The organism is Streptomyces sp. NPDC085931 (assembly GCF_044540565.1).
GTDB lineage: Bacteria > Actinomycetota > Actinomycetes > Streptomycetales > Streptomycetaceae > Streptomyces.
This window is the reverse complement of the sequence record NZ_JBITSK010000013.1, coordinates 190,247-202,759: the sequence shown is the minus strand read 5'-3', so window position 1 is coordinate 202,759 and position 12,513 is coordinate 190,247. Positions and strand designations below refer to the sequence as shown.

Annotated in this window: 8 protein-coding genes and 3 pseudogenes; 8 read left to right on the top strand and 3 right to left on the bottom strand. The window is 70.0% G+C overall.

What is annotated here, in order from left to right:
* Positions 1-53: 53 nt before the first annotated feature.
* On the bottom strand, positions 54-434 hold the full coding sequence (locus ACIGAN_RS26595) for an aromatic-ring hydroxylase C-terminal domain-containing protein (protein ID WP_365740715.1): 381 nt from the start codon (positions 432-434) through the stop codon (positions 54-56).
* A 308-nt stretch (positions 435-742) separates the two neighbouring features.
* Between ACIGAN_RS26595 and ACIGAN_RS26590 the strand changes: the two genes are divergently transcribed.
* Positions 743-1,210 (top strand): nuclear transport factor 2 family protein, encoded by a 468-nt coding sequence (locus ACIGAN_RS26590; protein WP_365740714.1) that lies wholly within the window; start codon positions 743-745, stop codon positions 1,208-1,210.
* Between the two features lie 548 nt (positions 1,211-1,758).
* Here ACIGAN_RS26590 and ACIGAN_RS26585 read toward each other — a convergent pair.
* Positions 1,759-2,307 (bottom strand): TetR/AcrR family transcriptional regulator, encoded by a 549-nt coding sequence (locus ACIGAN_RS26585; RefSeq protein ID WP_365740713.1) that lies wholly within the window; start codon positions 2,305-2,307, stop codon positions 1,759-1,761.
* A gap of 725 nt (positions 2,308-3,032) precedes the next feature.
* Between ACIGAN_RS26585 and ACIGAN_RS26580 the strand changes: the two genes are divergently transcribed.
* Both ACIGAN_RS26580 and ACIGAN_RS26575 read left to right on the top strand, forming a co-directional pair.
* Positions 3,033-3,824: an ABC transporter ATP-binding protein gene (locus ACIGAN_RS26580; RefSeq protein WP_365740712.1), complete on the top strand. Its 792-nt coding sequence runs from the start codon at positions 3,033-3,035 to the stop codon at positions 3,822-3,824.
* Positions 3,821-6,364: an FtsX-like permease family protein gene (locus tag ACIGAN_RS26575; protein WP_399861248.1), complete on the top strand. Its 2,544-nt coding sequence runs from the start codon at positions 3,821-3,823 to the stop codon at positions 6,362-6,364. Before ACIGAN_RS26580 ends, ACIGAN_RS26575 begins: the two co-directional genes overlap by 4 nt.
* A gap of 1,044 nt (positions 6,365-7,408) precedes the next feature.
* On the opposite strand, the pseudogene ACIGAN_RS26570 reads toward ACIGAN_RS26575, so the two are convergent.
* Positions 7,409-7,878: pseudogene (locus tag ACIGAN_RS26570) on the bottom strand (MarR family winged helix-turn-helix transcriptional regulator).
* A 155-nt stretch (positions 7,879-8,033) separates the two neighbouring features.
* On the opposite strand from ACIGAN_RS26570, the gene ACIGAN_RS26565 reads away from it, so the two are divergent.
* The 5 genes and pseudogenes from ACIGAN_RS26565 to ACIGAN_RS26545 all read left to right on the top strand — a co-directional run bounded on the left by ACIGAN_RS26565 (position 8,034) and on the right by ACIGAN_RS26545 (position 12,482).
* Positions 8,034-9,254: an MFS transporter gene (locus ACIGAN_RS26565; protein ID WP_399861245.1), complete on the top strand. Its 1,221-nt coding sequence runs from the start codon at positions 8,034-8,036 to the stop codon at positions 9,252-9,254.
* Between the two features lie 59 nt (positions 9,255-9,313).
* Positions 9,314-9,675 (top strand): annotated as a pseudogene (locus ACIGAN_RS26560) (heme-binding protein).
* Between the two features lie 122 nt (positions 9,676-9,797).
* Positions 9,798-10,647: pseudogene (locus tag ACIGAN_RS26555) on the top strand (aldo/keto reductase).
* A gap of 198 nt (positions 10,648-10,845) precedes the next feature.
* Entirely contained in the window at positions 10,846-11,877 is a 1,032-nt protein-coding gene (locus tag ACIGAN_RS26550) for a TIGR03571 family LLM class oxidoreductase (RefSeq protein ID WP_399861242.1), read from the top strand.
* Positions 11,878-12,002: 125 nt separating this feature from the next.
* Positions 12,003-12,482, top strand: coding sequence for a TetR/AcrR family transcriptional regulator (locus ACIGAN_RS26545; RefSeq protein WP_399861373.1), 480 nt, complete (start codon positions 12,003-12,005; stop codon positions 12,480-12,482).
* The last annotated feature ends 31 nt before the right edge of the window (positions 12,483-12,513 follow it).

The following is a 12,513-nucleotide window of genomic DNA, read 5'->3' as shown; positions in this document are numbered from 1 at the left end:
TGATCGTAGCGGCCTATGTTGGTGGTCGGCGGCGAGGAGCAGGACGAGCAGCGTCAGGGTGAAGTCACCCGCCGCAGGGCGGTGAGCGCCTTGTCGGCGGCTGCGGCCAGGTCTGCGTCGTCCGCGGTGGTCCCGGCCCAGGCGAGGTGGCCGTCCGGGCGGAGCAGGACCGCCCGCACCTCGGACCACTCGTCGGGGCGTGTGGCGAGCGACCGGGCGTGCACGGCGAGCCCCGGCCGTGCCAGGGCCCGCAGGGGTCCGTCGGCGCTTCCGGTCAGGTCGAGCAGGGTGTATCGGTCGGCGCGCAGCAGGGCGAACAGGGAGGAGGCACCGGGCTCGGTCGCCGTATCGGCCGGCCAGGTTCCGGTTGAACTCCGGCTGGGTGGCGACAGCCTGTCCAGCGTCCTCGGGGAAGGTTCCGTCCTCGCCCTCACCCTTCGCCTTCCATCCGTCCCATGTCCCCGGCACACCGTGAGGACCCACATGGTGGTGTCGAGCCATCGCGCCGCTCCGGGGACAGCGGCCTTCGCGGTTGAAGGCGGATGCCCGCCCCCGGTCCGCCCGCAGCGAGGTGGACTTCATGGTTGACACGAAGATATGCGAGTGGTTAATTACTTACATGCGACGAGCTCGGATGCGACCGGTGCACCTGCGCCCCGCCTCGTAGTCCAGCTACGTTCGCTCGTCTCATCGAGTAAGTGAACGACCGCTTATCTATAGGGCAAGAAAGGTTGGGGTCCCCATGACCGACACCACCGCCGTCGAAAGCGTTGACTCGGTCCGCGCAGCCGCGCAGGAAACCTTCCGCAGTCACCTTGACCGACTGTCGGCCGGCCGCATCCCGGAATGGGTGGACTTGTTCACCGAGGAGGGCGTGCTCGAGTTCCCCTACGGGCCGGACGGCTACCCGACGCGCGTCGCCGGCAAGGAGGAACTGCTCGCCTACATGAAGAACTTCCCCGAGCATTTCGAGGTCGAGTTCACCGACCTCCGCTTCCACGAGACCGTCGACCCGTCGCTGGTCATCGCCGAGTTCAAGAGCGTCGGCACCGCGCGCGCGACCGGCCGACCTTACAACCAGACCTACATCTCCGTCGTTGAGACTGTCGATGGGAAGATCAGTCGTTACGTGGACTTCTGGAACCCGCTGATCGCCATCAAGGCTCTGGGGGGAGGTGCTGAGGACATGGTCTCCGCCTTCGGTCGGTGACCAGCGCTCTGCGGTTCTCATTCCTGCCGGCAGGTCCTGCTCACGCCTCGGTGAGCGGGACCTGCGTCATTCCGGCTCCTCAGCTCGAGCGCCTGACGGCTTGAGGCCCGACTCACTGACCTTTACTGGCTGCGATCACGTTCCGTCGGAGCAACGGCCTGACGGCCGCTCCTGGTTCGGGGGAGCGGCCGTCGTCCGCGTCAGGGCGAGAGAGCGGGCTCGGGAGCAGGACGATGCCCGGCAGTAGCGCGGGGAGTGACTGGCAGGTGGCAGGGCCAAGGCCAAGGCCAGCAAGGCCACGTCAGCGGCACCCAGCACCAGTCCAACCCCAATGTCGTGCGGGTGCCGACGCGCCCGAGGAACTCTCGCTGACCTTTGAGTCCGCCATGCCGGTCAGCGCGGACGGCAGGAAGGCCACGCCGGCGTCCTGGCGCTGTACTGGTGCACGGTTTGGAGAAGCAGCCTGAAGATTCCAACCGTATAAGCGGTTGACCGATTACTTCTCGGGTTGGTGAATGGCCGCCGAAGAGGCCCGGAGGTGGTGAGGATCAGCCGCGCAGAGTGCGTGCCCAGGGAGCGTCCACCGTGTCGGCGCCGACGGCTAGCACCACGTTGCCGAGCAGGGCGTCGGCGAAGTAGCGGCGCAACTGATCGTCAGAGGCTCCGGAGACTGCCCGGATGTACTCGATCTGTTTGGCGTAGCAGGCGCGGACGGCCTCGCCGATGACAGGCTCACCGGCCGCACAATTGCCGTGCATCAAGATCATCAGTACGTTCCGGTCGGCGATGACATCCTCATACGATGAGCTGAGAGCGGCGAGGACGGCCTCCGGGTCGGTGGTATGAACCTTGGCCACTGCGGTGGCGGCGGCTTCCCGCAGCAGGTGTGAGCAGTGGTCGATCAGTGCAGCGAACAAGGTCTCCTTGTCGGGGAAGAGCCGGTAGAGGTAGCCCTGCGAAATCCCGGCGGCCTTGGCGACATCCATGGTCGAGGTGCCGTAGTAGCCACGCACGGCGAACGTTCTGATCGCCGTGCTCATCACGGTGGCCCGCCGCTCCTCGGCCGTGGAGCGTTGCCTTGTCCTCGCGGTGTTCATACAAGTAATCAACCACTCTCTTAGATGGGGGGTCAAGTCATCGCCGATGCGTCCCGCGACGGCGGACTCATCGGCAGATGACGACCGCTTCCCACAGGCAGGGTGTTCCCGCGGACTCCGGCGTCGTGATTGGCAGACGATCCTGATGCAGACCCCACTGCGAGCGGCTTTTGCCGCCCCCTCACGGGAATCGGCGGCGTCAACCGACCAGGTCTAATGTGCAGGCGCCCGGACGACCTCGGTCTCCCGGGAAGACAGCCAGGTCCACTGCATCATGGCCCGTCCACGTCGTCGGCCAGGGGAAGCACGGCGTCGACGACCCAGCCCTCATCCTCTCCTCAACGGCGATGATGCAGCCACCCGTTATGAGAACCCGCTCGAGCATCGCGACCAAACCGAACCCGAAGCCGAGGCTGCCGCCCGCCGTGCCCACGGCGGCGACCCCGTCATCGGCCATGGACGGGGAGTAGGCCCGCGTCAGCCGGACCGCAGCAGGCAGGCGGGATGGCCTCCGCGTCGTTCCGGACGTTGGCAAGGACCTCCATGTCGGCGTCACGACAGCCGCCGGAGTGGCGCCACCGGATCAGCCGGAAGTCAGATGCCATGGGCCCTGGTGACGCCGAAGATCTGTCCCACGGCGGATGTACCGGCCCCTGCCCCGCGGCGAGGCTGTCCAGGCACCCCTCCGATGCCGGCCCGGCCGTACCCCCAGGAGCAGTTCCGCGATGTCCTTCCCTCCGCCCGCTCACACACACCGCGCCACCACCCAATGGGCCGGACCCTCGACGGCCGCCGCCGTCACTGCTGTCGACCTGGTCAAGGTCTACGGCACCGGCGAGACGCGCGTCCGCGCCCTCGACGGCGTGAGCGTCGCCTTCGCCCCCGCCCGTTTCACCGCCATCATGGGCCCCTCCGGGTCAGGCAAGTCCACCCTCATGCACTGTCTGGCTGGGCTGGACCGGGCCACATCAGGGCAGGCACTGCTCGCGGACACCGACCTGACCATCCAGCCCGAGCGGATCCTCACCCAGATCCGGCGAGAACGGATCGGCTTCGTTTTCCAGTCGTTCAACCTGCTACCGCAGCTCACTGCTGAACAGAACATCACTCTCCCGTTGGATCTCGCCGGCTGTCAGCCCGATCCGGAGCTGCTGGACCGCCTCACCACATCCCTTGGCCTGGCCGACCGGCTCGGACACCGCCCCGCCGAACTGTCCGGCGGGCAGCAGCAGCGCGTCGCCCTCGCCCGCGCCCTCGTGTCCCGGCCCGAGGTCCTCTTCGCCGACGAGCCGACCGGCAACCTCGACTCCCGCGCCGGCGCACAGGTGCTGGCCATGCTGCGCGAGGCAGCGGGCGAATACGGGCAGACCGTGATCATGGTGACCCACGACCCGGGCGCCGCGTCCCACGCCGACCGCGTGATCCTGCTCGCCGACGGCCGGCTCGCCGGCGAGATCGACCGGCCCGAGCCCGCCTCCGTCACCGACGCCCTTCGCCAGTTGGCGGCCGGCCGATGACCCTCACGCGTATCCAGCTCTCAGGCGCCGTGCAGCGCCCCGGGCGGCTGCTGCTGACCGGCCTGGCCGTCGCCGTCGCCGCGTTCGTCGTCTTCGCCACCGTCCTCGCGCACCGCACAATCGAACGCACCATCCTCGACACTCACCGCGGCACACCTTCAGCGGCCGATTACGTCGTCGGCACCCTCGACGCGCCCGTACGCACCTCCGCGCTGCCGCGCATCCGCAGGGTGCCGGGAGTCGCCGAGGCCCAAGCACGGACGACCGCCTTCCTCGAGCTGCGCCGACCCGCCGCCGCCAACCTCAGCGTCACCGCCGATCCCGGAGCCGGCCTGCTCTCCCAGGTGCGCCTGCTGGAAGGCCGCTACCCGACCGCACCCGACGAGATCGCCCTCACACGGCGCTCCGCCTTGCGGCTCGAACTCGGCACCGGCGACACCGTCACCGTGAAGACTGGATCCGATCGCCCCGTCACCTTGCGGATCACTGGGCTCGCCGTCGCCACAGTCGACACGCCCACCATGCGAGGCCTAGGCGGTGAGCAGGCCTTCGCCCCCGACACCACCGTGACCGGGCTGAGCGAACCGGACAGCTACCTCGGCCAGATAGAGGTACGCCTCACGGACAGCGCCGACGCGCCACACATTCGCACACGCCTGGAGTCGGCTGCCTTCGCCGAAGGACCGGGGGAACAGGCCGCTGTCGTCCCAGCCGAACAAATCCGCCAGCAGGAGAAACGGGACATCATCAACGGCTACGGCAACCTCTTCTCCCTCGTCTCGGTCTTCCTGACGGTCGCGGTGCTGGCGGCAACCCTTATCTCCACCTCCACCTTCCGGATCGTCTTCGCCCAACGGCTGCGCCAGCTGGCCCTGTTGCGCGCGGTCGGCGCCGACCGTGAACCTCTGGCCCGGGCGCTGGCCGTGGAAGGAGCCCTGACCGGAGCCGTCGCCGGTTTCGTCGGTGTGGGCGCCGCAGCGCTGGCCGGTAACCTCCTGCCGGGCGCGCTGACGCTCTTCGGCGTCCGATTCTCCGCCCCAGGCGTCCCCCTGCCCCCGGCAGCCGCCGTGATGTTGGGAGCGGTGGCCATGGCGGCGGCAGCAGCCCTCTCGCCCGCCGCGAGCGCCGCCCGGGTCTCCCCTCTGGAGGCGCTGCGCACCGCCGCGACCAGTGCCGCACGCCAGGGCATCGGACGGGCCCGCGCGGTCTTCGGCTGCGCTCTGGCCGCAGTGGCGGTCGTGCTGGCAGTAGTCGCCGCGCGACAGCTTCCCCGGCCCGGGCACGAGGACTACCACGCCCAACTCGTGCTGCTGCTGATCGTGTTCTCAGGCGCGCTGGCGTACTTCGCCCTTGTGGTGCTCGGCCCGGTCCTGGTCCGCCCGCTGTTGAACCTGGTGGGTCGGCCGCTGCGGAAGGCCGGTCCGCTGGGCAGGCTCGCTGTCGAAGGCGTCGGCGCCGCAACGCGGCGGGCCGCCGCGGTGAGCGTCGTCGTGGCACTCGGCGTGACCATGACCGGGGTGGTGCTGGTGGGCGCGGCCTCCATGAAGGTCATGGCAGAGCGCAACATCACCGCCACTGCACCGAGCGACTTCTGGCTGAACTCCGCCGCCTTCGATCCGCTTCCGCCGAAGCTGGTGGCCGAGGTGCGCCGGGCCGAGACCCTGACCCGGGTACTTCCCCAGCGCAGTGCGTTGGTGCGGATTGGCGACGTGCGCGAGGAGACCCAGGCTGTCGACCTCAACCTGCGAAAACTCTCGACCTGGGGCAAGTACCGTGCCCACCGCGGTTCCCTGGACGCCCTCGGACCGGGACGAGTGGCGCTGCTCGGACCCACAGCGCGGGACGCGGGCCTGGACGTCGGTGACACCGTCACCCTCACCCGCGGCGCCCGGACGGCCGACGTCGAGGTGGTGGCCGTTGTTGAAGGGGCTCCGCTCAACGCCGGCGTTCTCACCGATCCGGCGGAGTTGGACCGCCTCGGCCTGCCCAGCGGACCCACTGGTCTGGTCGCCGACGCCGCTGTTGCCGGCGAGCAGGGCCGCGCGGACGCCCTCAAGGCGCTGAGGTCCGCCGTGGGTCCGCAGGACGAGGTGTACATCGAGGTCATCGCCGATGGGCGAGACAGCGAGACCGCCGACCTCGGCATCGCGGTGGGTGGTGTCCTCGCCCTCATTGCCCTCACCGTGCTGATCGCCGTGACCGGCGTCGGCTCCACCACGGCACTGTCAGTCGTGGAACGTGTCCGCGAGGCAGGACTGTTGCGGGCGGTCGGTCTCTCCCGCCGCGGCCTGACCACCGCCCTGACCCTGGAAGCCACGTTGTACGGCATCATCGGCTCGGCCATGGGCCTGCTGCTCGCCGTCCCCTACTCCTGGCTCCTCGTCAACGCCACCGGGGCCAACGTACCGACCGAGTTCCCCGTGCTCCAACTCGTCGGCGTCGTCCTCGTCCTGGCCGCCCTCACCGGTCTCGCCGGCGCCCTCCCCGCCCGCCGCGCGGCCCGCATCAGCCCGGTCACCGCGCTGGCCGTAGATGGGTGACGCCGCGACGGCTGGTCCACTGCCATACCATCGAGGCATGGAGGCATGCCGAAAGGGCACTTCCCTAAACTTCGCGGCGGGGAGTGCTGGGTGCCGGGGAGGCGCCCCGGCACCCAGCCGCCCACGAGCATCTCGGTAAGGCCGCGCATGCCCAAGCCTCGCCCCGGCCCACAACCGCCCGCCCCGTCCCGGCCGCACCCACCGCTGCATCTCCGGCCTGGCCAGCGGTGACCAGGAAAACCAATGACCGGCACCGGCCGTCGGCAGCGAGGCGGATCTTTATGGTCAGTCCGCCGCGGAACCGGCCGATGGCGTGATCGTCCGGCTCGCGGGCCGGGGCCGGGCCCCTTCTTGCGGGCCCCAGCCGCATGCTGGTCAGCCTGCACGATCGTGGAGTCCACCTGGACACTGCGATTGCAATCTTCATCCGCGTCGGCCTGGGACACCGGGGCGACGAACACCCGCTCCCACGTGCCGTCGACGGCCCACATCCGCAGTCGGTTGTAGACGCCCGCCCAGTTGCCGCACTTCTCCGGCGGGTGCACCCACGGGGTACCGCCCGGGGCGGGACGCCTGAGACTCTGCTCACGGCCTCCGGTGCGGTTGGGGGCCGGTGCGCTGGGTGGTCCGCGGGCGGCGGGCCCCGCCGAGCGGGACGCCTGTCGCTGCCTCCCGGTCCCGCACGGGAGGGCGGGGGCCGGTAGGCGCACTTGTGCGAGACGGTTCGGCGTGCATCCGAGAACGAGCCGAGTCCTTCGCGGTGCGGCCGGGAATCACGTCGCCGGGCGGACCGGGCGCCACCGAAGCCCGCTCAATCGGCGATGTCGGCCGGATTCGAGCCTGGGAGCGCACGGGGAAGCCTGGTCCGTGGCGGTGCCGAGCCGTCCTGCGGCGCGCTTTCCGCCGACCGCGTCGACATCGACCGCCTCCCGCCGGGCGAGGAGTCCCGGGTGCCCCCTGCCGAGACCGGCGGGCTCGCCCGCCGGGGCTTCGGAATCACCGTACGGGCGCGGCGTCATGCTGGCCTGAAGGCACGTGCTCCTGTCAGACGGTGGTGGCGACCGGGGCGGACGACGGCTGCAACACCCGGACCAGCGGTTCGAGCCGGGGTCCTGAGCCGCCTGCGCGAGTGCCGCCCGCAGAGCGGCGTCGTGAGCGGGACGGGCCGCTTCCAGCAGTTCCCTGCCTGCCTCGGTGACATCGGTGTAGATCCCGCGGCGATCGGTGGGGCACAGGTAGCGGGACAGCAACCCTCGGTCCTCGAGTCGGGTGACCAGGCGGGTGGTGGCGCTCTGGCTGAGGACGACGGCGTGGGCGACCTGCTTCATCTGCAGGTGCCCACCGTCGCCATCGTGCTGCCGGCTGAGCACGTCAAGCAGGGAGTACCCGCGGGGGCTCAGGCCGTGATCGGTCCCCAGGACGCGTTCGAGGTGTGCCTCGATCCTGCCGTGCAGCAGGGAGAGGGCACACCAGCCATGAGCCAAGGCGGAGAACGCTGGGGTGGTGGCGGTCACAGGGGCCTCCTTCGTCGGCGGGCCAGCCCCGCACTTAATACTTGCACGCGACGGTAAAATCGATCACGGGTAGTGCGCGTTTGCGTATAGCCCGCGCATGCAATTATTGTCATCGAATGTAACGCTTAACGCAGTCTTTTTGGAAGGGCTCTCTCATGCCTCTCGCGCTCCTGGCCCTGGCCATCGGGGCTTTCGGGATCGGCACCACCGAATTCGTGATCATGGGTGTGCTGCCCCAGGTCGCGGACGACTTCGGTGTCACCATCCCCACCGCCGGCTGGCTGGTGTCCGGCTACGCGCTCGGCGTCGTCGTCGGTGCCCCACTGCTCACCGTGCTCGGCACCAAGGTGTCCCGCAAGAAGATGCTCATGTTCCTCATGGGCCTGTTCATCGTGGGCAACGCCCTCTCTGCCTTCGCCCCCAGCTTCGGTCTCATGCTCATCGGCCGGGTCATCGCCTCGCTCGCCCACGGCGCGTTCTTCGGTATCGGGTCCGTGGTCGCCGCCGACCTGGTGGCCCCCGAGAAGAAGGCGTCCGCCATCTCGCTGATGTTCATGGGCCTGACCATCGCCAACATCGTCGGTGTCCCCGGCGGCACCTACGTCGGCCAGGCGGCAGGCTGGCGGGTCACCTTCACCCTCGTCGCCGCGCTCGGCGTCGTCGGCCTGCTCGGCGTCGCCAAGCTCGTCCCCGAGCAGGGCAGGGCCGAGACCGCGAACGTCCGCAGGGAATTCGCCGCCTTCAAGAACGTCCAGGTCTGGCTCGCCATGGCGATGACCGTGCTCGGCTACGGCGGTGTGTTCGCAGCCATCACCTACATCACGCCGATGATGACCGAGGTCGCCGGGTACACCGAGGCCGCGGTCACCTGGTTGCTGGTCCTGTTCGGCGTCGGCATGTTCCTCGGCAACCTGCTGGGCGGCAGGTTCGCCGACCGCGCCCTGATGCCCATGCTGTTCACCGCTCTGGCAGCGTTGACTGTCGCTCTGCTGCTGTTCACCGCGACCGCCCACAACAAGGCACTGGCGGCGATCACCCTCACCCTGATCGGCGCACTCGGCTTCGCCACGGTGCCGCCGCTGCAGAAGTGGGTCCTCGACCAGGCCTCGGCCGCCCCGACCCTGGCCTCGGCCGCCAACATCGGCGCCTTCAACCTCGGCAACGCGCTGGCCGCCTGGCTCGGCGGTGTGGTGATCGCGGCCGGACTCGGATACACCGCACCGAACTGGGTCGGCGCCCTGCTGTCCGGCACCGCCCTGTCGCTGTCCTTCCTCGCCGCGTTCCTGGACCGCCGCACGCGCCGGGCGCCCGGCAACGTCGTGGCCGGCTCCCCGCACCCGAGGGCGCAGCGCACCGGCGCCCCGATCGGCCACTGACTCCCGGCGCACCCGGCCGGAGCGGCCCCGACACCACGTACGAGAAGAGCATCACACCCATGAGCAGCCCCGTCACCGCTCCTCTGACCATCCAGGACGCCGAGGTCCTGATCAACGCCGCCCGTCGTGCCGCGGAGGCCGCCGGAGTGACCGTGCCGTGCTGATCTCCGGTGAGACCAGCACCCGCAAGGCGTACACCGCGCTCCAACTGAACGCCCCGACCGCCGACCTCGTCGACCTGGTCAAGCCCGACGGCCCGTTCCACACCCTGCCCACCGCCCTCGACCGGCCGCTGCTGTTCATCGCCGGCGGCCTGCCCGTCCACCGCGGCGACCGCCTCATCGGTGCCATCGGGGTCGGCGGCGGCACCCCCGAGCAGGACCACGGCTTCGCCGCCACGGCACTCGGCACCCTCGCCTGAGCACATCGCCGCCGGCCCGCGGACAGTGCCCGGCCACCGACCGGGAACGCCGGGGGAACGCACCGCGGCAGTCCAGGGCACACTCCGGCCCCGCACCGCGAAGAGCCCTGTCGGCACCACCCATTACTACGCAAGGAACGTGTACGCATGAACGCCTTCGTCCCCACTGCACGCTCAACAACGGCGTCGAGATTCCCCAGCTCGGCTTCGGTGTCTTCCAGGTCCCCGACGCCGAGACGACCGCAGCGGTCTCGGCCGCTCTGGAGGCCGGCTACCGCTCCTTCGACACCGCCGCGATCTACGGCAACGAGGCCGGAGTCGGCAAGGCTCTCGCCGCCTCCGGCATCGCCCGCGACGACCTGTTCATCACCACCAAGCTGTGGAACGCCGACCAGGGGTACGACACCACGCTCAAGGCCTTCGACGCCAGCCTGGACAAGCTGGGACTGGACTACGTCGACCTCTACCTGATCCACTGGCCGACCCCGGCCCGTGACCTGTACCAGGAGTCGTGGAAGGCCCTCGAGAAGCTGGCCGCCGACGGCCGCATCAGGGCCGCCGGCGTGTCCAACTTCCAGCCGGCGCACCTGAAGCGGCTGCTGGACGGCACCGGCCTGGTGCCGGCGGTCAACCAGATCGAACTGCACCCCAGCCTGCAGCAGAGCGAGCTGCGCGCCCTGCACGCCGACCTCGGCATCGCCACCGAGGCGTGGAGCCCGCTGGCGCAGGGCGCCGTCCTGAGCGATGACGCGATCACCGCCATCGCCGCGCGGCACGGCAAGTCCCCCGCCCAGGTCGTCATCCGCTGGCACCTGCAGCTCGGCAACATCGTCATCCCCAAGTCGGTGACGCGCCCGCATCCGCGAGAACCTCGACGTCTTCGACTTCGCCCTGACGGACGAGGAGATGACCTCGATCGCCGCCCTCGACCGCGGTCTGCGCACCGGTCCGGACCCGGACACCCTCAGCTAGCCCCGCCCGCCCACCCGCGCGGGAAGGACCCGCACCCTTCCGCCCGGGTGGGCCGTACCGGATCGTATGCGGGGGCGGACCGGCCCGTACGGGCCGCCCTCGCTTCCCTGACGGATTCCGTGGTCCGCACGAGTTCCCCCACCCGCCCCTCGCATCACCGGGCCGCGCGTTGTGCCGCCGTCGAAAGGTGCCTGCCTGATGTCTTCCACTCCCACCGCCCTTGAGCGGCTCGTGAACCCCGCGGGCCTGCCGACGCTGGGCCTTGAGCTTCCCCTCGACAACGACTGGGGAGCCACGCGCCTGCGGGCCGACCCGGCCGCCGGACGCCCCTTCGGCGTCCCCGACCTGACCCGGCACGCCGAACTGGCGCGCCTGGCGGACGCCTCGGGCTTCGCGGGCCTGTGGATCCGCGACGTTCCCTTGTACGATCCCGAGCAGTTCGGTGACGCCGGCTCCGTCTTCGAGGCCTTCACCCACCTGGGGCATCTGGCAGCGGTCACCGAGCGGGCCGTGCTCGGGACCGCCGCCATCGTGCTGCCGCTGCGGCAGCCGCTGCTGGTCGCGAAGGCGGCAGCCACCGTCGACATCCTCTCCGGCGGCCGGTTCGTGCTCGGGATGGCCAGCGGCGACCGGCCGGTGGAGTATCCCTTGTTCGGCGCGGACTTCGAGGGCCGCGGCGCCACGTTCCGCAGGAACGTCGGCATCCTGCGCGCGGCCTGGGCCACCCGTCCGAGCGGGCAGGGGCTCAGCCTGCCCGACGTCGGACTCGGCGCCGATCGCCGTCTGGAGGTGCTGCCCAAGCCGACAGGCCGGTCCATTCCCATGGCCATCGCGGGGCACGCCCAGCAGACCGCGCAGTGGATCTCGCAGAACGCCGACGCCTCACTCAACTACCCGCGTCCGCTGGAAGCGTTGCGCTTGAAGACCCGCGAATGGCGGCAACTCACCGGCGATGCCCCCAAGCCGTACCTTACGCCCATGCAACTGGACCTCACCGAGGACCCGGCCGCCGCCGCGACCGCGATCCGGCTCGGCCTGCGCACCGGGCGCGAGGCTCTGATCGACCACCTGCGGGAGATGGGCCGCCTCGGCGTGAGTCATGTCTCCTTCAACCTGCGCCCCGGCGACCGCCCCGTCGACGAGGTCCTCCACGAACTCGCCGAAACGGTGCTGCCCCACTTCCCAGCTCCGCGCGCGGCGACCGGTGCGGACGCCGCCACCACGCGCTGACCCCGGCGCACTACAGCCCCGGGCGCAGGGCCAGGTTGACGTCCAATCATGAAAGTGGTTAATTACTTTCATGAGCATCGCGAGAACGACAGCGCTCCACAGCCGAGGAGCGGCGGGCCGCCGTGATGAGCGCGGCGATCAAGACGTTCGCCGTGTGGGGCTACTACGGCACCTCGACCATGGATGTCGTCAAGGTCGCCGGTATCTCGCAGGGCTATCTCTACCGGCTCTTCCCGGACAAGGACGGCCTGTTCGCCGCCCTGATAGACCACTGCTCGAACGTGCTGCGCGAGGCCGCCGCCGCCGCGGTGGCCAAGGTCGCCACCACCGACCAGGAAGCCGTCTTCGCCGCCCTCAGCTCGTCGTACGAGGACGTCATCGCCGACCGTGACGTGCTGATGATCCTGATGCACGGCAACTGCACGGCCGTCGAGCCCGTCATCGGCGAGGCCGTACGCGCCTGCTACGCCAAGCAGGTCAAGTACATCGGGGCCTCCGACGGGCAGTTGCGCCGCTACTTCGCCGACGCCCTGCTCGGCAACGTGGTGCTGGCCGTCGGCGCCGACACGGTGGACACCCCCTGGGCGCGCATGCTGCGCGGCTGATCCCTGCCCACACGGGCCACTTCGGTGGCTT

Excerpts from the sequence above, each read along its gene's own strand:
- ACIGAN_RS26590 (WP_365740714.1), top strand. The coding sequence starts at position 743 with ATGACCGACACCACCGCCGTCGAAAGCGTTGACTCGGTCCGCGCAGCC.
- ACIGAN_RS26585 (WP_365740713.1), bottom strand. The coding sequence starts at position 2,307 with ATGAACACCGCGAGGACAAGGCAACGCTCCACGGCCGAGGAGCGGCGG.
- ACIGAN_RS26580 (WP_365740712.1), top strand. The coding sequence starts at position 3,033 with ATGTCCTTCCCTCCGCCCGCTCACACACACCGCGCCACCACCCAATGG.
- ACIGAN_RS26575 (WP_399861248.1), top strand. The coding sequence starts at position 3,821 with ATGACCCTCACGCGTATCCAGCTCTCAGGCGCCGTGCAGCGCCCCGGG.
- ACIGAN_RS26565 (WP_399861245.1), top strand. The coding sequence starts at position 8,034 with ATGCCTCTCGCGCTCCTGGCCCTGGCCATCGGGGCTTTCGGGATCGGC.
- ACIGAN_RS26550 (WP_399861242.1), top strand. The coding sequence starts at position 10,846 with ATGTCTTCCACTCCCACCGCCCTTGAGCGGCTCGTGAACCCCGCGGGC.
- ACIGAN_RS26545 (WP_399861373.1), top strand. The coding sequence starts at position 12,003 with ATGAGCGCGGCGATCAAGACGTTCGCCGTGTGGGGCTACTACGGCACC.